This window comes from Streptomyces sp. O3, assembly GCF_054788135.1.
Map to the genome: position 1 here is coordinate 1 of NZ_JBTVYK010000080.1, position 21,218 is coordinate 21,218.

A 21,218-nucleotide genomic window follows, 5' to 3' on the forward strand; every position below is an offset into this window, starting at 1 on the left:
GACGCACGGCGCGCCACGCGACGCCGCGAACGCGGCGCGGCCTCGGCAGCGGCGGCCGGGGCTTCATCGGCCACCGGCTCGGCCACCGGATCAACGGCCGCGGCGGCTGCCGCGGCGGCGTTCTCCGCGCTGGCGGGCGGTATGGCCGCCGCGGCGCCCGCGGGCGGGCCCGCGGGGCGGGACGCGGCCCGGCGGCGGCGTCGAGGCGGCAGCTTGTCGCCTGGGGTGGTGCGGTGATCCTCTGCTTCCCCGGTCGCACCGGGGTCGTTCGGCTCGAGCATGCGGGCGTTTCTCCCGTCAGGCTCCCGGGCGCCGCGTCGTTCCGGTGACGTCCGCGGCCACCGCGTGATGCGCGGGGCCGCCGTCCGGTGGCGCGGGCGCCGCTCGGGAGCTCTCTGTGTCTTGTCTCGCCGGTTCCGTACGCGGTGTACGCACGGCCTGGCGAAAGTCTCCTGGTCAGTGCGCGGCCCGACCCAGGTGGCTCCCGAGTCCGAGGGCTGCGCTACGGCGACCGTCCTTACGCGGAACCTTCCGGCACCTGCGCTGCCGCGGCGGTCAGTCCGCCGACCCCGGTGATGTGGCGGGGGCGGCCGTGACTGCCTCGCGGTCGGGCGCGAGCGGGTCGGTCACCGTGCCGGTCTCTTCATCGAATAGCCCCTGCGCCAGCCTGGTCACCGCTGCGGGGACCGGCGGCGCCAGGTCGGCCACAGCTCGGAGACCGGACAGGACGTCGTCGGGTCGTACGGCAGGCGTCACGTGCCGAACAACCAGCCGCAGTATCGCACAGGGCCGGTCCCCCGGCCTATCAGCCGGGGCGCGGAGCGCCTGAGGGGCGTGGGCCGTGAGGGCGGCCACCGCGGCGCGCGCGTCGAAGGACCGCATGCCGTTCTTCGTGCGCCGCTCGACCTCTACGGTCTCGGCCGCGAGGAAGGCCGCGGCGGCCTGCTCGGCGTCGTCGGGCGTGACCCCGTCGAGCCTGAGCTCCCATACCGAGGCCTGCAGCCGCTCGGCGAGGCCCGAGGTGCGGGCCTCGACGGAGTCGGTGACGTCCAGGCCGTCCGGCAGGGACGCGTTGAGCAGCTCCCGCAGCGTGGCCGGGTCCCGGTGCGCGGTGAGGGCGATCTCCAGGTACTCGGCCTCGCTGCCGGTGCCGGTGGGCGCGGCGTTGGCGTACGACACCTTGGGGTGCGGGGTGAAGCCCGCGGAGTACGCCATGGGGACGTCGGCGCGGCGCAGCGCCCGCTCGAAGGCGCGCTGGAAGTCGCGGTGGCTGGTGAACCGGAGGCGGCCGCGCTTGGTGTAGCGCAGACGGATGCGCTGCACCGCGGGTGCGGGCGGCGGGCCTTCGGGCTGTCGCTTGCCCAGTGTCTTAGTCCTTCGTGAGCTTCGTCGGTTTCGTCAGGGGGATCCTGCTGCTCTCTAGCGTACGTGGGTCGGCCGGGTCCGGTTCCCGGCGGGGCTCCGCCGCCAGGACCGGCTGCCGAGCGTCGCGCACCGCCCCAAACAGCGTGCGGCGTACGTCGGCCATGGTCTGCCGCGCGCTCTCGCGGGCCGCGGTGAGCGCCTGCCGGGTGACGCGGCGGGCGTCCTGGGCGGCCTCGCGTACGGCGCGGCGTACGGTGTGCGCCGCGCGGGCGGCGGGGCGCCAGACGGTGTCCCGTACGGCGTGCCCGACGGGCGTGAGCACGGTGACGTACACCCACCGCGCCGGGTTCACGAGGAGCCGCCGCAGCAGCCCGCCCAGGGCGCGCCCGAGGGCTCGCGAGACATGCCCGGCGATCCGCCACGCGTGCCCGAGCGCCGCCCCGATCTCCCGCGCCACGACGCCGACCGCCCGGCCGACGGGCCGCAGCACCCACCGCCAGAGGACCATCACGGGCAGCACCACCAGGACCGCCGTCACCCGCACCAGCCAGTCGAGCCCGATGCCGACGCCCCGCCCGAGCCATCCCAGTCCGACCCCGATCCCCCGCCCGAGCCATCCCAGCCCGGCGCCGATTCCCCGCCCGAGCCACAGCGACGCGGCCGCGAGCCCTCGCCCGAGCCATCCCAGCCCGGCGCCGATCCCCCGCGCGCCCCACGCGCACCCCGCCCAGGCCGCGCGCGCCAGCCACGCCACCCCGCGCCCCACCGGCGTCAGCGCCCGCCCGTACAGCCACGCGCCGGGCGCGACCACCAGCACCCGTCCCAGCCACCGCAGCCCGGCGCCGATCCCCCGCACCGCCCACGCGACACCGCGCCCCACCGGCGTCAGCACTTTCCCGTACAGCCACACGGCGGGGCCGACGAGCAGGACCCGTCCCAGCCACCAGAGCCCGGCGTCAATCCCCCGCACCGCCCACGCGACACCGCGCCCGACCGGCGTCAGCACCCTCCCGTACAGCCACACGGCGGGGCCGACCACCAGCACCCGCCCCAGCCGTCCGAGCCCACGCCCCAGCCGCGCCAGCCCCTGCCCGAGCCCGGTCCAGCACCAGCCGAGCGCGCGCCCCGTCGGCCGCAGCACCGTCCGCTTCAGGGCGCGGCCGCACACCAGCAGCGCGTCCCAGGCCATCCGGACCGGGACGACCAGCAGCAGGACCACGATCCGCACCGGGACGCGGACGGCCCTCGCCACACGGTCGCCGCCCTCGAGCGGCTGGCCAGGGCGCTTCTCAAGTTCCATGTCTCACAGGACGCGTCAGCCGCGGAAATGGATGCTCGCGGCGACCGGCAGATGGTCGCTTCCGGTGCGCGGCAGGGTACGGATCCGGCCGACGGTCGCCGACCGCGCCATGACCTGGTCGATGCGGGCCACCGGGAACGCCGCGGGGAAGCTGAAGGCGAATCCCCGCTCCGCCGTGTTCATGCGCGCGGTCAACGGGGCGAGCCCGCGGTCGTCGACCGTGCCGTTGAGGTCGCCGAGCAGGATCACCCGGCGCAGTTCCTCGGCGGCGACGGCCTCGCCCAGCAGGTCGGCGCTCTCGTCGCGCCGGGCGGACGCGAGGCCGCTGGCCCGGACCCGGATCGACGGCAGGTGCGCGACATACGCCGCGAGCTCGCCGCGCGGCGTGTGGACCACGGCCCGCAGCCCACGGTCCCAGGGCTCCGTGATGTCGCGGGGTTTGATGTCGACCGGCCGAGCGCCCGTGAGGGGATGCTTCGACCAGAGCCCGACCGTGCCCTGGACCGCGTGATACGGGTAGCGCGCGGCGAGCGTCCGCTCATACGCCGACAGCGCCGGGGGCACCAGCTCCTGCAGCGCGATGAGCTCGGCGCCGGTCTCGGCCAGCGCGCGGGCCGTGCCCGCCGGGTCGCCGTTCTCGTCGCTGACGTTGTGCTGCACCACGAGCAGGTCACGCGGCCCGGACGGCTCCCCCGACAGCAGCAGTCCGCCGTAGAGGTACGTCCAGACCGCCGTCGGCAGCAGCAGCGCCAGCAGCGCGGCGGCGCTGCGCCGCAGCAGCGCGAGCCCGAACAGCGCCACGACGACGAGCCCGAGCCACGGCAGAAACGACTCCAGCAGGCTGCCGACCCGCCCCACGGCGTTGGGCACCGCCCCGTGGAGGCCCAGCAGCCCGGCCGTCAGCACCGCGAGCCCCGCGAGCACCCGCCCGCGCCGCCCGAGTTCCGCGCCGATCCCCCTCATTCCGGACGCTCGGCGCTACTTGACCACGGTCAGCGGCAGCAGCTTCTTGCCCGTCGGGCCGATCTGGATCTCGGTGTCCATCTGCGGGCACACGCCGCAGTCGAAGCACGGGGTCCAGCGGCAGTCCTCGACCTCGGTCTCGTCGAGGGCGTCCTGCCAGTCCTCCCAGAGCCAGTCCTTGTCCAGGCCGGAGTCCAGGTGGTCCCAGGGCAGGACCTCCTCGTACGAGCGCTCACGCGTGGTGTACCAGTCGACGTCCACGCCGAACTCGGGCAGCGTCTTCTCGGCGCACTCCATCCAGCGGTCGTAGCTGAAGTGCTCGCGCCAGCCGTCGAAGCGGCCGCCGTCCTCGTACACCGCGCGGATGACCGCGCCGACCCGGCGGTCGCCGCGCGAGAGCAGGCCTTCGACGATGCCGGGCTTGCCGTCGTGGTAGCGGAAGCCGATGGAGCGGCCGTACTTCTTGTCGCCGCGGATCTTGTCGCGGAGCTTGGCGAGGCGGGCGTCGGTCTCCTCGGAGGAGAGCTGCGGGGCCCACTGGAAGGGGGTGTGCGGCTTGGGGACGAAGCCGCCGATGGAGACCGTGCAGCGGATGTCGTTCTTGCCGGAGACCTCGCGGCCCTTCTGGATGACCTTGGTCGCCATGTCGGCGATCTGCAGGACGTCGTCGTCGGTCTCGGTGGGCAGGCCGCACATGAAGTACAGCTTCACCTGGCGCCAGCCGTTGCCGTAGGCCGTGGAGACGGTCCTGATCAGGTCCTCTTCCGAGACCATCTTGTTGATGACCTTGCGCATCCGCTCGGAGCCGCCTTCGGGGGCGAAGGTCAGGCCGGAGCGGCGGCCGTTGCGGGTCAGTTCGTTGGCGAGGTCGACGTTGAAGGCGTCCACGCGGGTGGAGGGCAGCGAGAGGCCGATCTTGTCGTCCTCGTAGCGGTCCGCGAGGCCCTTGGCGACGTCGGCGATCTCGGAGTGGTCCGCCGATGACAACGACAGCAGGCCGACCTCCTCGAAGCCGGTCGCCTTCAGGCCCTTGTCGACCATCTCGCCGATGCCGGTGATCGAGCGCTCCCGCACCGGGCGGGTGATCATGCCCGCCTGGCAGAAGCGGCAGCCGCGCGTGCAGCCGCGGAAGATCTCCACGGACATCCGCTCGTGGACGGTCTCGGCCAGCGGGACCAGCGGCTGCTTGGGGTAGGGCCACTCGTCGAGGTCCATGACGGTGTGCTTGGAGACCCGCCACGGCACGCCGGACTTGTTGGGGACGACGCGGCCGATGCGGCCGTCGGGGAGGTACTCGACGTCGTAGAAGCCGGGGACGTACACGCCGCCGGTCTTCGCGAGGCGGAACAGCAGCTCCTCGCGGCCGCCGGGGCGGCCCTCGGCCTTCCAGGCGCGGATGATCTCGGTGATCTCCAGTACGGCCTGCTCGCCGTCGCCGATCACCGCGCAGTCGATGAACTCCGCGATCGTCTCGGGGTTGAAGGCGGCGTGGCCTCCGGCGAGCACGATCGGGTCGTCCAGGCCGCGGTCCTTGGCCTCCAGCGGGATGCCCGCGAGGTCCAGGGCGGCGAGCATGTTGGTGTAGCCGAGCTCGGTGGAGAAGGACAGCCCGAAGACGTCGAAGGCCTTGACCGGGCGGTGGCTGTCCACCGTGAACTGCGGGACCTGGTGCTCGCGCATCAGCTCCTCGAGGTCAGGCCAGACGCTGTAGGTGCGCTCGGCGAGTACGCCCTCGCGTTCGTTGAGCACCTCGTAGAGGATCATGACGCCCTGGTTGGGCAGTCCGACCTCGTACGCGTCCGGGTACATGAGCGCCCAGCGGACGTCGCAGCTCTCCCACGGCTTGACGGTGGAGTTGAGTTCTCCGCCTACGTACTGGATGGGCTTCTGCACATGCGGGAGCAGAGCCTCGAGCTGAGGAAAGACGGACTCGACAGGCATCGCGAACCTTCATGAGCTGGCAGGGGTGACCCTCAAGACTAACCTGCCGCGCGAACGTCCCGGATCGCTCGCAGCTCGTCCGCGTAGTACGGGTGCCGGTCGGGGCTCCGGTCCGGGAGCGCGCGCTCGCACTCGGCGGCCCGGTGCTCCTCCCTGCCGTACAGCACGCCGTACGTGAACGCGCTCTCGCCCGCGGCGTGCGCCTGGGCGGCCAGGTCGCGCAGGGCGGCGCGGGCCATGACGCTGTCCTGGTGTTCGCCGAGCAGGTTCTGCAGGTCCTTGGCGTAGCGGGCCAGGTTCTTGGCGGGTTTGCCGAGCGCGGGGGCCGCCGCCTCGGCCGCGTACCGGGTGCGCTTGGCCTTCTTGCGGGCCTCGTGCATCGCGAGGTCGCGGTCGCTGGTGCCGGGCGGGGCGTCCAGGGCCTGCTGGATGTGCGTGGCGAGCCGGTCGTAGTCACGCAGTACGGCCTTGGGGAGGGCGGCGGCGGGCGGCTTCGCCGCGGCGGGGAGCAGCGGGGGCTCGGCGAGCAGGGCGTCCAGTGCGTCGAGGAGCGCGAGGTAGCGCTTGCCGTCCAGTACGGCGGTCAGGTGGCGGCGGGAGCCGGAGCGGCGGGCCGTGGTCCAGGTGCGCAGGCGGCCGCGTACGGGGCCGGTGACCAGGGTGCGGGGCAGCTCGGCCAGGCCCCGCTGGATGCGTTCGGTGAGCACTTCGCGGTCCCGGTCGACGCCCAGCTCGGCGGCCAGCCACTTGAGCTCGTCGCCGATCGGGTCGGTGGCGGCGCGGTCGATGACCTTGCGGTACGAGCGGAAGGCGCTGCGCATGCGGCGGGTGGCGACCCGCATCTGGTGCACGGCGTCGGGCAGGTCGCGGCGGGCGGCGGGGTCGAGTGCGACGAGGGCGTCGCGCTGGGTGCGGAGGTAGGCGAGGACGTGGTCTCCGGCGGTTTCCCGGTCCTCGGCGGTTGCCCGGCCCCCGGCGGCTGCCTTGTCTCCGGCGATGACGCGGTCTTCGGCGGTCCGTGCGCCGTCTGCGGGGGCGCCCTCGGGCGCCGTGTCGGCCAGGGCCCTGGCCAGTTTCGACGCCGAGCCCGAGGGGCGCAGGCCCGCCTTGCGGAGTTTCTTCTCGATCTTGTCCAGGAGCGCCGGGTCGCCGTCGTCGGCCAGCTCCACCTCGATCTCGGTCCACTGAGCGTCGCGGTCGCCGTCGGTGAGCCGCTCCGCGCGCACCGCGTCCACGCTGACCTCGGCCAGCAGGACGCCGTCCGCGTCCACGAGGTGGCGTACGTCGCGGGCGGAGCGCAGCCGGACCACGGGGAGCAGCTCCGCGTTCCTGACCAGGGCGCGGACGAGTCCGGCGAGGGCGCGCGGCACGGTGGCGGAGAGCGGGGCGCGGATCTCGTCCCGTACGCCTTCGGAGACCGGGAGCTTCAGGTGCCAGCCCGCGTCGCCGCCGCCGGTGCGGCGGCGCAGGGTCCGGTGCGCGGCGGCGAGCCGGAGGTCGGCCGTGTCGTAGTAGGTCGCGTCGAGTTCGGTGACGCCCTGGTCGATGACGGCGTGGACGCCCGCGACCTTGGTCAGGTCCGGCAGGGCGGTGCCGCCCGCCGCCGCGGAAGCTTCGTACTTTCGCTCGATCTCGCGCTTTATGTCCGCCATGCAGCGAATCTAGTCGCGAATCCGCTCGTTGGGCAGACCCCCTGGGGCCCCTGGCCCCCTGGGCCTCTCCGGAGGCCTTTGGGCTATGCCGACAGCGGGCGCTGGATCTTTATCGACTGGAGCAGGCCGACGGCGATCCACACCGCGAACATGGCCGTGCCGCCGTAGGACACGAACGGCAGCGGCAGTCCGGACACCGGCATGATGCCGAGCGCCATGCCGATGTTCTGGAAGGTCTGGAAGGCGAACCAGGCGATGATCCCGGCGGCGACGATGGTGCTGTACAGCTCGGTGGTGGCGCGGGCGATGCGGCAGGCGCGCCAGAGGACCACGCCGAAGAGCAGGATGATCAGCCCGGCGCCGAGGAAGCCGAGTTCCTCGCCCGCGACGGTGAAGACGAAGTCGGTCTGCTGTTCCGGGACGAACTGGCCGGTGGTCTGGCTGCCCTGGAAGAGGCCGGTGCCGGTGAGGCCGCCGGAGCCGATGGCGATCCGCGCCTGGTTGGTGTTGTAGCCGACGCCCGACGGGTCGAGTGCGGGGTTGGCGAAGGCGGCGAAGCGGTTGATCTGGTACTCGTCGAGTACGCCGAGCTGCCAGACGGCGACGGCGCCGCCCGCGCCCGCCGCGAGCAGCCCGAACACCCAGCGGTTGGAGGCGCCGGAGCCGAGCAGGACGCCGAGGATGACCACCGCGAGGACCATGACCGTGCCGAGGTCCGGCATCAGCATGATGACCGCGATCGGCACCGCCGCGAGGGCGAGTGCCTGTGCGACGGTGCGGTGGTCCGGATAGGTGCGGTCGCCCGCGTCGACGCGGGCGGCGAGCAGCATCGCCATGCCCAGGATCACGGTGATCTTGACGAACTCGGACGGCTGGAGGGAGAAACCGGCGATCACCAGCCAGGAGCGGGCGCCGTTGATGGTGGCGCCCATCGGGGTGAGGACCAGCAGCATCAGGAAGACCGAGAGGCCGTAGAGCACGGGCAGCGCGGTGCGCAGCGCGCGGTGGCCGATCCAGACGGTGGCGATCATCAGGGCGATGCCGATGCCGGTGTTCATGGCGTGGCGGGTGAGGAAGTGGTACGGGTCGCCCTGGTTGAGTTCGGTGCGGTTCCGGGTGGCCGAGTAGACCAGGACCGTGCCGATCAGGGAGAGCGCGAGCGCGGACAGCATCAGGGGCCAGTCGAGCCTGCGCGTGACGGAGTCGCGGGCCAGCAGCCTGGCCAGCGTGCCGCGCTCGGAGCCGTATCCGGAGACGGAGAAGGTGTTGCCGGGCATCAGGGCTGCCTTCCGATCGCGGGCACGCCTGCCGGGGGTACTCCGGCCGGGGCGCCGCCGGTTCCGGGCGGTCCGGCGGTGAAGACCTCCTCCTCGCCCGCGGTGTCGCCGTCCGCGGCATCCTCCGGCTCGGCCGCCTCGCTCGGCTGGTACGGCTTGACCTCGGGCGCGGCGATGGAGCCGTCCGCGTCGATCTTGGGCAGGTTCTTCTGGGGCTTCGGCAGCAGGGCCTTCTTCAGGTTCTGCTCGCCGTTCTCGTCGACGCCGTACATGGCCTCGTAGATGTTGCGGACGGCCGGTCCGGAGGCGCCGGAGCCGGTTCCCGCCTGGGAGATCGTCATCACGATCGTGAAGTCGTCGGTGTAGGTGGCGAGCCAGGAGGTGGTCTGCTTGCCGTAGACCTGGGCGGTGCCGGTCTTGGCGTGCATCGGGATCTTGTCGTGCGGCCAGCCGCCGAACCGCCAGGACGCGGTGCCCTGGGTCGCCACGTCGGTCAGGGCCCCGTCGAGTTGCTTGATGGTCTTCTTTCCGACCGGCAGCTTGCCGTGCGCCTTCGGCTTGATCTCGGTGATCTTCTTGCCGTCGGGGCTGATGACGGCCTTGCCGACGGTGGGGTCGTACAGGGTGCCGCCGTTGTTGATGGCCGAGTAGACGGTGGCCATCTGGATGGGGGTGACGAGGATGTCGCCCTGGCCGATGGCGTAGTTGACGCTGTCGCCCGCGCGCAGCTTGAAGCCTTCGAGGCAGTTCTCGTAGGCGATCCGCTCGACGTAGGAGCCGCGCTTCTTGCCCTGCTTGCACCAGGCTTTCTGGTTGGCGTCCCAGTAGTCCTGCTTCCACTGCCGGTCGGGGATGCGGCCGGTGACCTCGTTGGGGAGGTCGATGCCGGTCTCCTTGCCGAGGCCGAAGTCGCGCGCGGTCCGGTAGAACCAGTCGTTGGCGCTCTTCTTGGGCTTGTTGCCGCCGTCGCGCTGCCACTCCTGGTGGCCGAGGCGGTAGAAGACGGTGTTGCAGGAGACTTCGAGCGCCTGGCCGAGGCTGATCGGGCCGTGCCCCTTGGACTCGAAGTTGGCGAAGCTCTGGCCGCCGACACTGTAGGAGCTGGAGCAGTCGTACTTGCCGTTGAAGGGGTATCCGGCCCGGACGGCGGCGCTGGCGGACACCACCTTGAAGATGGAGCCGGGTGCGGCCTGGCCCTGGATGGCGCGGTTGAGCAGCGGGTTGTTGGCGTTCTTGCCGGTGAGCTTGGCGTAGTCCTCGCCGGAGATCCCGCCGACCCAGGCGTTCGGGTCGTAGTCCGGGTTGGAGGCCATGGCCACCACACGGCCGGTCTTGGACTCCAGGACGACCACGGCCCCGGAGTCGGCCTCGAACTTACGGCCGGTGACCTTGTCGACCTGGGTGCGGGCGACCTTCATGGCCTCGTTCAGCTCGTACTCGGCGACCCGCTGCACTCGGGCGTCGATGCTGGTGACGACGTTGGAGCCGGGCTTGGCGGCCTCGCTCTGGGTCTGGCCCATGACGCGGCCGAGCTTGTCGACCTCGTACGCGGTGACGCCCGCCTTGCCGCGCAGCTGCTCGTCGTAGGTGCGCTCAAGGCCTGAGCGGCCGATCTGGTCGGAGCGCAGATAGGGGGACTCGGTGTCCTTGGCGGCCTGGATCTCGTCGTCCGTGACGGGTGAGAGATAGCCGAGCACCTGGGCGGTCCTGGCGTCGCCGGGTGCGGCGTAGCGGCGTACGGCGGTGGGTTCGGCGGTGATGCCGGGGAAGTCCTCGGCGCGCTCGCGGATCTGCAGGGCCTGTTTGGGGGTGGCCTCGTCGGTGATCGGGATGGGCTGGTACGGGGAGCCGTTCCAGCAGGGCTGCGGGGTCTCGGCGTTGCAGAGGCGGACCTTCTCGGCGACTTCTTTGGGCGTCATGCCGAGGACGTCGGCGAGCCGGGTGAGGACCGCGTCGCCGTCGTCGCTCATCTTCATCAGTTCGGTGCGGGACGCGGAGACGACGAGGCGGGTCTCGTTGTCGGCGAGCGGCACACCGCGGGCGTCCAGGATGGAGCCGCGTACGGCGGGGGTGACGACGCGTTGGACGTGGTTGCCGCTGGCCTCGCTGGCGTACTCGTCGCCGTTGCGGATCTGGAGGTACCAGAGGCGGCCGCCGAGGGTGAGGAGCAGCGACAGGACCAGGATCTGGATCATGATGAGCCGGATCTGGACGCGGGGGGTCCTGCCGGTCTCGGGAATGTTGGTCACGTCTGCCCCCTGTCAGTCGTGGATGCGGCGGGCCGCGGGCGAGGCCGTGCGCGGCTGGAGTGGCGTCGTCACAGCCGCTTGACCCCCTTGATGCGTCCGGCGCGTGCCGCGTTGCCGCGGGCCATCTTGGTGCGCAGGCCGCCGCGCTGTCCGCCGACGCTCAGTCCGGTGCCCGTGGAGTGCCAGCCGGAGGAGACGTCCTCGGCCTTGCCCGTGCCGCCGGTCTGGGCGAGCGGGTCGTTCTCGGCGCGCCGGGCGAGCGCCATCACGCCGGGCACGACGAACGGCGCGAGCAGCAGATCGTAGAGCGCGGCGGTGAACAGCAGGTGGCCGAGGCCCACATGGCGCGCCGCGTCGTCGCCGACGAGGGCGCCGACGGCCGCGTACAGCAGGGTGGCGCCGAGCGCGGCGCCGACCACCACGAACAGCGGGCCGGTGGCGGAGCGGACCTGGCCCTTCTCGGGCTTGACCAGACCGGCGAGGTAGCCGATGACGCAGAGCACCAGGGCGTAGCGGCCCGCCGCGTGGTCGGCCGGCGGGGCGAGGTCGGCGAGCAGTCCGGCGCCGAAGCCGATGAGGCAGCCGCCGGTCGGGCCGTACACCAGGGCGAGGCCGAGCACGGTCAGCAGCAGCAGGTCGGGCACCGCGCCGGGCAGGTGCAGCCGGGCGAGCACGGTGACCTGGACGACCAGGGCGACCGCGACCAGGGTGGTGGCCAGGAGCATCCGGTTGAAGCGCATCAGCTGCTACTCCTGCTCGTTTCCGTCGGCGGGCGCCTCGTCCTCGGGGGTGACCGTGACGGTCACGGTCGGGGTCGGCTTGGGCGGCTCGGGCAGGACCTTGTCGCGCGGGTCCTCGCGGGGTGCTTCGACCACGACGCCGACGACGTCGAGGCGGGAGAAGGCGACATACGGTTTCACGTAGACGGTGCGGGTGAGGTCGCCGCCCGACGGGTCGACGCGGACGACCTCGCCGATCGGCACGCCGGGCACGAACGGCTTGTCGGCCTGGGAGCCGAAGGTGACCATCCGGTCGCCCTTCTTGACCTTGGCCCGGCCGTTGAGCATCTGGACCGCGAGGGCGCGGTCGCCGCGCCCGGAGGCGAAGCCGAGTTCGTCGTTGCCCTCCATGCGGGTGCCGACGGTGAAGCCGGGGTCGCTGGCGAGCAGCACGGTGGAGGTGGTCGGGCCGACCGTGGTGACCCTGCCGACCAGGCCGTCGCCGTTGAGTACGGTCATGTCGCGGGTGATGCCGTCGTTCGCGCCCGCGTCGATGGTGACGGTCCAGGAGAAGCCCTGGGCCGCTCCTATCGCGATGACCTCGGCGCCCTTGATCGCGTACTGGCCCGCGCCCGCCTTCTTGAGCATCTTGTCGAGCTGGCGGACCCGGCTGCGGTTGCGGTCGTCGCTGCCGAGCTTGGCCTTCAGCGCCGCGTTCTCGCGTTCGAGTTCGCTGATACGGCTGTGCCGCTCGCCGGAGTCACGGACCGCCGCTATCGCGTTGCCGACCGGGTCGACCGCACCGGCCACGCCGTTCTGCACGGGTCCGAAGACCGTCGCGGCGGCCTTGCGGGCACCGTCGACCGGGGACTCCTCACCGCCTCTGATGTCCACCGTGATCAGTGCGAACGCGATGGCGATCAGCAGCACCAGGAGCAGCCGGCTCTCTCGTGTGTCCCTCACGTGCGGCGGCCGTGCCTTCCTCGTCGGAATGTCGGTATATCGGAAGTCGGTAGGTCGGAATGTCGGTACGGGTGTGGCGCGGGTTTCGTCGCCCGGTATGTCAACGATCCGCCGTACGGAAAGAGGCAGGCCCGTACGGCGGATGCGTGATCTTACGGGGGTGCGTCATCGGCGCGGGGCCGCGTCCAGTACCTGCTGGAGGGCCTCGAACTCCTCGACGCACTTGCCGGATCCGAGCGCCACGGAGTCCAGTGGGTCCTCGGCGATGTGGATCGGCATGCCGGTCTCGCGGCGCAGCCGCTCGTCCAGGCCGCGCAGCAGGGCGCCGCCGCCGGTGAGCACGATGCCGCGGTCCATGACGTCGCCGGAGAGTTCGGGCGGGCATTTGTCGAGGGTCGTCTTGACCGCGTCCACGATCGCGTTGACCGGCTCCTCGATGGCCTTGCGGACCTCCGCGGCGGAGATCACGACCGTCTTGGGCAGGCCGCTGACGAGGTCGCGGCCGCGGATCTCGGTGTGCTCGTCGTCGTCCATGTCGTACGCGGAGCCGATGGTGATCTTGATCTGTTCGGCGGTGCGCTCGCCGAGGAGCAGCGAGTACTCCTTCTTGATGTGCTGGATGATCGCGTTGTCCAGTTCGTCGCCCGCGACGCGGATGGACTGCGCGGTGACGATCCCGCCGAGCGAGATGACGGCGACCTCGGTGGTGCCGCCGCCGATGTCCACCACCATGTTGCCGGTGGCCTCGTGGACGGGCAGGGCGGAGCCGATGGCGGCGGCCATGGGCTCCTCGATGATGTGCACCTGGCGGGCGCCCGCCTGGGTGGACGCCTCGATGACGGCGCGGCGCTCGACTCCGGTGATCCCGGAGGGAACGCAGACGACCACCCGCGGCCGGGCGAGGTACCGGCGCTTGTGGATCTTGAGGATGAAGTAGCGGAGCATCCGCTCGGTGATCTCGAAGTCGGCGATGACTCCGTCCTTCAGCGGACGGACCGCGACGATGTTGCCAGGGGTGCGGCCGATCATCTTCTTCGCCTCGGCGCCGACCGCGAGGATGCCACCGGTGTTGGTGTTGATGGCCACCACGGACGGTTCGTTGAGGACGATGCCCCGGCCCCTGACGTACACCAGCGTGTTGGCGGTCCCGAGGTCGACAGCCATGTCACGGCCGATGAACGACATAGTGGTTCCCATCAGGATCGTCTGGCCTTCCCATGGAGCAGCGATGGCTTTGCTAGGTCGGCGAGTTGCGTGTGGAGGCGGAAGTTCCATCGTAGTCGCGCCCGTGTGGACGCGGCGTGAAGGTCTTCGCCATTGTCAGCAGATGATTCGCCGTCCCGCTAATGGGGACGAGCCGATGGAAGGATGCGTTCCCCCAATCGGCTTGCATATGCCGCTGGGCGGCCACAAAATACGCGGCCGCCCAGGTCACGACCCCCGCCACGCTGACGCACCGTCAGGAAGCGGGTGCGGAGGGTGCGGGGGTGGAGAAGGTGAGGAAGGTGGTGAAGGAGGTGGTGAAGAGAGGTCAGAAGGAGCCGGGGAAGAAGATCTTCAGCTCGCGCTCGGCGGACTCCTCGGAGTCCGAGGCGTGGATCAGGTTCTCCCGGACGATCGTGCCGTAGTCACCGCGGATGGAGCCGGGCGCCGCGGCGATCGGGTCGGTCGGCCCGGCCAGCGCGCGCACGCCCTCGATGACCCGCTCGCCCTCGACGACCAGCGCGACGACCGGACCGGACAGCATGAACTCGACCAGCGGCTCGTAGAAGGGGCGGCCGACGTGCTCGGCGTAGTGCGTCTCCAGGGTCGCCCGGTCCAGGGTGCGCAGCTCCAGCGCGCTGATGGTCCAGTCCGCCTTGCGCTCGATCCGGCCGACGATCTCCCCGACCAGGCCGCGGCGTACGGCGTCGGGCTTCAGCAGGACGAGGGTGCGCTGGGTCATGTACGGCTCCAACCGGTCTTCAGGGTCTCAGGTGCTTCAGACGATGCGCTGTAGCGGGATTGAGCCGCACGATACCTGGGCCCACTACAGGGTGTTACCTCCGGCCTCGGGCTAGGCCCTGCCCGACGGATCAGGCCGGGCCCGCTACGCCCCCTCGCCCTGCTCCTCCTGGGCGGCGAAGCGGGCCTTCGCCTCGTCGATCTTGCGGCCGAAGTGCACCGACGCCCACCACAGACCCGCGAAGCAGGCGCCGAGGAAGAACATCGTCGGAATGACGAAACCGCTGGCGATCAGGGCGATCTGCAGCGCCCAGCCCAGCTGCACCCCGCCGGGGCGGGTGAGCATGCCGCACAGCAGCACGCTGAGCGCCATGGCGACCCCGCACACCGTCCACACCGTGGCGGTGGTCAGGTCGGGTTCCTTCATCGCGACCAGACCGGCGAAGCCGATGACGAAGAACTCGCCGATCAGCGTGGAGGCGCAGAGCGTACGCATGCGAAGATTCAGCCCTTCCCCAGAAGCAGCCGGGCCTCGCCGACCGTGATGACGGACCCGGTGACCAGGACCCCGCCGCCCGCGTACTCGCCCTCTTCCTCGGCGAGCGTGATCGCGGCCTCCAGCGCGTCGTCCAGACGCGGCTCGACCTGGACCCGGTCCTCGCCGTACACCTCGACGGCGAGCTGGGCCAGCGTATCCACATCCATGGCGCGATGGCTGGCGTTCTGCGTGACGACGACCTCCGCGAAGATCGGCTCGAAGGCCTCAAGCAGCCCGCGGACATCCTTGCCGTCGCTCACCCCGACCACGCCGATCAGCCGGCTGAAGTCGAAGACCTCGCTGACCGCGGCGGCCGTCGCGCGCGCGCCCGCGGGGTTGTGCGCGGCGTCGAGCAGCACGGACGGGGACTTGCGGACGAGCTCCAGACGGCCCGGCGAGACGACCGTGGCGAACGCGGCACGGATCACCTCGACGTCCAGCGGCTGGGAGCGCTGCGCGCCGACGCCGAAGAACGCCTCGACCGCGGCCAGCGCCACAGCGGCGTTGTGCGCCTGGTGCGCGCCGTGCAGCGGCAGGAAGATCTCCTCGTACTCGCCGCCGAGCCCCCGCAGCGTCAGCAGCTGGCCGCCCACCGCGATCTGCCGGGACACCACGCCGAACTCCATGCCCTCGCGGGCGACCGTGGCGTTGACCTCGACGGCCTTCTTCAGCAGCACCTGCGCGGCGTCCACCGGCTGCTGGGCCAGGATCACCGTCGCGTCCTGCTTGATGATCCCGCCCTTCTCGACGGCGATCTCGCCGGGCGTGGAGCCGAGCCGGTCGGTGTGGTCCAGGTCGATGGGGGTGACCACGGCGACGTCCGCGTCGATCACGTTGGTGGCGTCCCAGGTGCCGCCCATGCCGACCTCGACGACCGCCACATCCACCGGGGCGTCCGCGAAGGCCGCGTACGCCATGCCGGTGAGCACCTCGAAGAAGGACAGCCGGTACTCCTGCCGGGCGTCGACCATCTCGACGTACGGCTTGATGTCCTGGTACGTCTCGACGAACCGCTCGGCGCTGATCGGGGCGCCGTCCAGGCTGATCCGCTCGGTGACCGACTGGACGTGCGGCGAGGTGTACCGGCCGGTGCGCAGCTCGAACGCGCCGAGCAGCGCCTCGATCATGCGGGCCGTGGACGTCTTGCCGTTGGTGCCGGTGAGGTGGATCGAAGGGTACGCGCGCTGCGGGTCGCCCAGGACGTCCATCAGGGCCTTGATACGGGTGACCGAGGGCTCCAGCTTCGTCTCGCCCCACCGGGTGGCCAGCTCCGTCTCGACCTCCCTGAGCGCCCGCTCCACCTCCGGGTCCTCGGGGCGGGCCGGGACGCCGTCGCCCTGCGGCGGGCCCGCCTGGGTGCGCAGGGTGCGGCTGCCGGCCTCGATCACCGCCAGGTCGGGGTCGCGGCGGGTCTCGGCGTCGACGATGCCGTCGAACGCGTCGGCGTCGGCGTCGGCGGGGCCGTTGTCGCCGTCGATGCCGTCGGCACCGTCGTCGAAGGGATGGGGCTCGCTGCTGTCGTGCGGGGGGAGGTCACTCACGTACGCCAGTCTACGGAGAAGGTGTGACAGCGCCTTCGACCCGCCCCGCCTCGTCGCGGCCGGGTCGCGGGTGACTGGCCCGTTCCGGGGACTGCTCGCCGTGATTCCGGCGCGGCCCCGCTTACCACATGCGAGATAAGGGTGCAATACGAGCATGTGGTATGCCCAGAGTTCCAGCCGCCGTACGCGGCAGATGATCGTCGATGGCGCGGTCCTGGTGTGGGCCGCACTGTGGGCCGCGGCGGGGTTCGCCGCGTACCGGCTCGGCCAGCTGCTCGCCCAGCCCGCGGAGGGCGGCGCGGCCGTCGCGGGGAGCCGCTTCAGCGCGGAGCTGGCCGAGGCGGGCGCGGCGGCCGCGCGGGTGCCGCTGGTCGGCGGCGGGCTCGACGCGGCGCTGCGCACGGCGGCCGACGCCGGGGACCGCGTCGCGCGCGCGGGCGGCGGCAGCCCGCAGGCCGTGGACGTGCTCGCCACGGCCGGGGCGCTCGCGCTGTTCGTGCTCCCCGTCGGCCTCGCCCTCGCGCTGTGGCTGCCGCGGCGGCTGCGCTGGACCCGGCAGGCGTGCGCGGCGCGGGAGCTCGCCGCCTGTGAGGACGGCCGGGAGCTGCTGGCCCTGCGCGCGCTGCTGCGTCCGCTGGACGAGGTCGCCCGCACCGCGACCGCGCTGCCGGACGCGACGCCCGGCAGCCTGGCGGAGGGCTGGCGCAACGGCGACCCCCAGACACTGGACCTGCTGGCCGACGCAGAGCTGTTCCGGCTGGGGCTGCGCTCGGCCTGAGCCGCGCGGTGACGCGGCAGCCCCGGTAGACCTGGACGCGGCAGGGCCCCGGAACCGTCGGGCTGACGGTTCCGGGGCCCTTCGCCGTACGCGTCAGGCAGGCGGCAGGTTGTCCAACTGCCCCTGGATGCGCGCGATGTCGGCCTCCGCCTTGGCCAGCCGACCGCGGATCTTCGCCACGACCTTTTCCGGCGCCTTGTCAAGGAACGCCTCGTTGCCCAGCTTGGCGGTGGCCGCCGAGACCTCCTTGTCGGCCGCCGCGAGGTCCTTGGCCAGCCGCTTGCGCTCGGCGGCGACGTCGATCACGCCGGACAGGTCGAGCGCGACCGTCGCCCCGGACACCGGCAGCGTCGCGGTGGCGTGGAAGCCCTCGCCCTCGGGTGTCAGGCGCAGCAGCTGGCGGATGGCCGCCTCGTGCGCGGCCAGCGCCGTACCCTCCAGGGACAGCCGCGCCGGGACCTTCTGGCCCGGCTGCAGCCCCTGGTCGGCGCGGAAGCGGCGGACCTCGGTGATGACCTGCTGGAGGGTCTCGATCTCCTGCTCAGCCGCCGGGTCCCGGAAGCCACTGTCCGTCGGCCAGTCGGCGACGACGAGGGACTCGCGCCCGGTGAGCGTGGTCCACAGCGTCTCGGTGACGAAGGGGACGACCGGGTGCAGCAGCTTGAGCGTGACGTCCAGGACCTCGCCGAGCACCCGCTTGGACGCCTCGGCCGCCTCGCCGCCCGCCATGAACGTCGTCTTGGACAGCTCGACGTACCAGTCGAAGACCTCGTCCCACGCGAAGTGGTAGAGCGCCTCGCTCAACTTGGCGAACTGGTAGTCCTCGTAGAAGCCGTCGACCTGCGCGACGACCTCGTTCAGCCGGGACAGGATCCACCGGTCGGTCGCCGAGAGCCGCTCGGCCGGGGGCAGTTCGCCCTCCACGGTGGCGCCGTTCATCAGCGCGAAGCGGGTCGCGTTCCAGATCTTGTTGGCGAAGTTACGGGACGCCTGGACCCAGTCCTCGCCGATCGGGACGTCGGTGCCGGGGTTGGCGCCGCGCGCGAGCGTGAACCGCAGGGCGTCGGAGCCGTACGCGTCCATCCAGTCGAGCGGGTCGACCACGTTCCCGAAGGACTTGGACATCTTCTTGCCGTGCTCGTCGCGGACCAGGCCGGTCAGCGCGACGGTGTGGAACGGGGCGACGCCGTCCATCGCGTACAGGCCGAACATCATCATCCGGGCGACCCAGAAGAAGATGATGTCGTGCCCGGTGACCAGCACGTCGGTGCCGTAGAACTTCTCCAGGTCCGGGGTCTGCTCGGGCCAGCCGAGCGTGGAGAACGGCCACAGGCCGGAGGAGAACCAGGTGTCCAGGACGTCGCCGTCCTGGGTCCAGCCCTCGCCCGTCGGGGGCTCGTCGTCGGGGCCGACGCAGACCACCTGGCCCTCGGGGCCGTACCAGACCGGGATGCGGTGGCCCCACCACAACTGGCGCGAGATGCACCAGTCATTGAGGTTGTCGACCCAGTCGAAGTACCGCTTCTCCAGCTCCTTCGGGTGGATCGTGACCCGGCCGTCGCGGACCGCGTCGCCCGCCTCCTTGGCGAGCGTGTCGACCTTGACCCACCACTGGAGCGACAGCCGCGGCTCGACGGTCGTCTTACAGCGCGAGCAGTGCCCGACGGAATGCGTGTACGGGCGCTTCTCGGCGACGACGCGGCCCTGCCCGCGCAGCGCGGCGACGATCGCGGAGCGGGCCTCGTAGCGGTCAAGACCCTGGAAGGGGCCGTGCGCGGTGATGACCGCGCGCTCGTCCATGATCGTCAGCGATTCGAGGCCGTGCCGCTGGCCGATCGCGAAGTCGTTCGGGTCGTGGGCGGGCGTGACCTTGACCGCGCCGGTGCCGAACTCGGGGTCGACGTGGGTGTCGGCGACGACCGGGATGGTGCGGTCGGTCAGCGGCAGCTTGATCCGCTTGCCGATGAGGTGGGCGTAGCGCTCGTCGTCCGGGTGAACCGCGACGGCCGTGTCGCCCAGCATCGTCTCGACGCGGGTGGTCGCGACGACCACGGTCTCGTCGCCCTCGCCGTACTTCAGCGAGACCAGCTCGCCGTCGTCGTCCTGGTAGTCGACCTCGATGTCGGAGATCGCGGTCAGGCAGCGCGGGCACCAGTTGATGATGCGCTCGGCGCGGTAGATCAGCTCGTCGTCGTACAGCCGCTTGAAGATCGTCTGGACGGCGCGGGACAGGCCCTCGTCCATGGTGAAGCGCTCGCGCGACCAGTCGACGCCGTCGCCGAGGCGGCGCATCTGGCCGAGGATCTTGCCGCCGTACTCCTCCTTCCACTGCCAGACGCGGTCCACGAACTCCTCGCGCCCGAGGTCGTAGCGGGACTTGCCCTCCTCGGCGAGCTGCTGCTCGACCTTGTTCTGGGTGGCGATGCCCGCGTGGTCCATGCCGGGCAGCCAGAGCGCCTCGAAGCCCTGCATGCGCTTACGGCGGGTGAGCGCGTCCATCAGGGTGTGCTGGAAGGCATGGCCCAGGTGCAGCGAGCCGGTGACGTTCGGCGGCGGGATGACGATGGTGTACGGGGGCTTGTCGCTCTTGGCGTCGGCGGTGAAGTAACCGCGCTCTACCCAGCGCTCGTACAGCTGCCCCTCTACCTCGGCCGGAGCGAAGGTCTTCGGCAGCTCGGCGGTGGGGGCGGGGGCTGGCTGATGCTGAGTGTTCTCGGTCACGCGCACAGTTTAGAGCCGTCACCGTCGTGTACCGAAACCAGATAGGGCGGTAACAGAGTGGCCCCCGACACCCCCCGCGCTTGACGCGTCCGCGAGGATGTTCGGAACGCGTAAGCATCTTGAGGGGACTACAGAAAATGAGCCACCAGCAGCCGGGCCCGTACGGCGGCCAGCCTCAGCAGCCCGGACCGTACGGTCAGCCGGGGCCCTACGGCCAGCAGCCGCCGCAGGCGCCCCAGCCCGGCTACGGCTACCCGCAGCAGCCGCAGCAGCCCCAGCCGGGTTACGGCTACCCGCAGCAGGCCCCGCAGGGCGTCCCGCCGCAGCAGAACCCGTACGGCCAGCAGCAGGGCGGCTACAGCCAGCCGCAGCAGCCGGGCCCGGCGTACGGCGGCCAGCAGCAGGCCCCGTACGGCCAGGTGCCGCCGCCCCCGCCGGCCGGCGGCGGGAACGGCAAGAAGGTCGGCCTGATCGTGGCCGCGGTGGTCGTGGCCGCGGCGGCCATCGGCGGGGCCTTCTACTTCCTGGGCGGCGACGACGGCGGCAGCGGCGACATCGCCAACGACGGCCCGCACAAGCTGACGACCCCGGCGACGGTGATCGGCGGCGAGTACAAGAAGGGCAGCGGCGGCGCTGGCGGCGCGGGAGGCGGGGGCCTCAAGGAGAACAGCACGGAGGACTTCAAGAAGTGGGGCGTCAAGGACCCCAAGAAGGTGGAGGCGGCCTACCAGGCCGGTGACGAGTCCAACCCGCTCGCCATGAGGATGCTCCAGTTCTCCGGAGTCTACGGCGAGATCGAGGACCCTGAGAAGCTCGTCGACGCGATGTTTGCCAAGGTCAAGACGGAGGCGGAGAAGGACGAGTCCAAGGAGGGCAAGCTGCTGGGCAGCCCGGAGACCCAGAACCCCAGCAGCCTCGACGGTGCGGTGATGAAGTGCCAGGCGGTCGAGGCCGACACCTCCAAGTCCGGTGCGGGCGCCCCCGCCAAGGTGACCGTCCCGTTCTGCATCTGGGCCGACTACAGCACGACCGGCGTGGTGATGACCGTGGACGTCGCGTCCGCGGCGACCGGCCGCGGCATGTCGCTCGCGGACGCCGCCGACCTCGCCGCCAAGCTCCGCAACGACGTCCGCGTCAAGCTCTGAGCGCGCTGAGCACACGCTGAGCCAGCGGTAGGACCGCGAACGTGAAGGGGCGTGTGGGCCCTCGGGCACAGGGCCCCTTGTGGTTACGCGGGGTTGGACTGGCGCTTGTGGGTGCGGTCGGC

Annotated in this window: 17 protein-coding genes; 2 read left to right on the forward strand and 15 right to left on the reverse strand. The window is 71.6% G+C overall.

The annotated features are described in order from the left end of the window. From ACX6XY_RS28080 to folC, 14 genes are all read right to left on the reverse strand, one after another. Positions 1-281, reverse strand: a 281-nt coding sequence (locus ACX6XY_RS28080; protein ID WP_460336717.1) for a hypothetical protein, incomplete at its 3' end; no start/stop codon positions are given. 274 nt (positions 282-555) lie between these two features. Continuing rightward, on the reverse strand, positions 556-1,323 hold the full coding sequence (locus ACX6XY_RS28085) for a TIGR03936 family radical SAM-associated protein (protein ID WP_460336720.1): 768 nt from the start codon (positions 1,321-1,323) through the stop codon (positions 556-558). A 46-nt stretch (positions 1,324-1,369) separates the two neighbouring features. Next, the gene (locus ACX6XY_RS28090) at positions 1,370-2,665 is read right to left on the reverse strand and encodes a hypothetical protein (protein WP_460336722.1); all 1,296 of its coding nucleotides are present in this window, start codon (positions 2,663-2,665) and stop codon (positions 1,370-1,372) included. Positions 2,666-2,680: 15 nt separating this feature from the next. Next, positions 2,681-3,628: an endonuclease/exonuclease/phosphatase family protein gene (locus tag ACX6XY_RS28095; RefSeq protein ID WP_460336725.1), complete on the reverse strand. Its 948-nt coding sequence runs from the start codon at positions 3,626-3,628 to the stop codon at positions 2,681-2,683. A 15-nt stretch (positions 3,629-3,643) separates the two neighbouring features. Beyond that, on the reverse strand, positions 3,644-5,569 hold the full coding sequence (locus ACX6XY_RS28100; protein ID WP_460336728.1) for a TIGR03960 family B12-binding radical SAM protein: 1,926 nt from the start codon (positions 5,567-5,569) through the stop codon (positions 3,644-3,646). 38 nt (positions 5,570-5,607) lie between these two features. Then, a complete protein-coding gene (locus tag ACX6XY_RS28105; protein ID WP_460336731.1) occupies positions 5,608-7,221 on the reverse strand; it encodes a CYTH and CHAD domain-containing protein in 1,614 nt (537 codons plus the stop codon). 83 nt (positions 7,222-7,304) lie between these two features. After that, positions 7,305-8,498, reverse strand: coding sequence for a rod shape-determining protein RodA (gene rodA / locus ACX6XY_RS28110; protein ID WP_460336734.1), 1,194 nt, complete (start codon positions 8,496-8,498; stop codon positions 7,305-7,307). Continuing rightward, positions 8,498-10,747: a penicillin-binding protein 2 gene (mrdA, locus tag ACX6XY_RS28115; protein ID WP_460336737.1), complete on the reverse strand. Its 2,250-nt coding sequence runs from the start codon at positions 10,745-10,747 to the stop codon at positions 8,498-8,500. The genes rodA and mrdA overlap by 1 nt, the downstream gene beginning before the upstream one ends. A 68-nt stretch (positions 10,748-10,815) precedes the next feature. After that, positions 10,816-11,487, reverse strand: coding sequence for a rod shape-determining protein MreD (gene mreD, locus ACX6XY_RS28120; protein ID WP_460336740.1), 672 nt, complete (start codon positions 11,485-11,487; stop codon positions 10,816-10,818). Between the two features lie 6 nt (positions 11,488-11,493). Then, entirely contained in the window at positions 11,494-12,429 is a 936-nt protein-coding gene (gene mreC, locus ACX6XY_RS28125; protein ID WP_460336743.1) for a rod shape-determining protein MreC, read from the reverse strand. 165 nt (positions 12,430-12,594) lie between these two features. Continuing rightward, the gene (locus tag ACX6XY_RS28130) at positions 12,595-13,614 is read right to left on the reverse strand and encodes a rod shape-determining protein (protein ID WP_460336764.1); all 1,020 of its coding nucleotides are present in this window, start codon (positions 13,612-13,614) and stop codon (positions 12,595-12,597) included. Between the two features lie 346 nt (positions 13,615-13,960). Next, positions 13,961-14,374 (reverse strand): nucleoside-diphosphate kinase, encoded by a 414-nt coding sequence (ndk, locus tag ACX6XY_RS28135; protein WP_460336746.1) that lies wholly within the window; start codon positions 14,372-14,374, stop codon positions 13,961-13,963. A 144-nt stretch (positions 14,375-14,518) separates the two neighbouring features. After that, a complete protein-coding gene (locus ACX6XY_RS28140) occupies positions 14,519-14,869 on the reverse strand; it encodes a DUF4233 domain-containing protein (RefSeq protein WP_460336749.1) in 351 nt (116 codons plus the stop codon). An 8-nt stretch (positions 14,870-14,877) separates the two neighbouring features. Next, positions 14,878-16,452, reverse strand: coding sequence for a bifunctional tetrahydrofolate synthase/dihydrofolate synthase (folC, locus tag ACX6XY_RS28145; RefSeq protein WP_460336752.1), 1,575 nt, complete (start codon positions 16,450-16,452; stop codon positions 14,878-14,880). A gap of 154 nt (positions 16,453-16,606) precedes the next feature. Here folC and ACX6XY_RS28150 point away from each other — a divergent pair, with 154 nt between their 5' ends. Further along, positions 16,607-17,230, forward strand: coding sequence for a hypothetical protein (locus ACX6XY_RS28150; protein WP_460336755.1), 624 nt, complete (start codon positions 16,607-16,609; stop codon positions 17,228-17,230). 93 nt (positions 17,231-17,323) lie between these two features. Here the strand turns inward: ACX6XY_RS28150 and ACX6XY_RS28155 are convergent, their stop codons facing one another. After that, positions 17,324-19,951 carry a valine--tRNA ligase gene (locus tag ACX6XY_RS28155; protein ID WP_460336758.1) on the reverse strand — a complete coding sequence of 876 codons (2,628 nt, stop codon included), beginning with the start codon at positions 19,949-19,951 and terminating at the stop codon, positions 17,324-17,326. 137 nt (positions 19,952-20,088) lie between these two features. On the opposite strand from ACX6XY_RS28155, the gene ACX6XY_RS28160 reads away from it, so the two are divergent. After that, a complete protein-coding gene (locus ACX6XY_RS28160; RefSeq protein ID WP_460336761.1) occupies positions 20,089-21,096 on the forward strand; it encodes a hypothetical protein in 1,008 nt (335 codons plus the stop codon). Positions 21,097-21,218 lie beyond the last annotated feature (122 nt).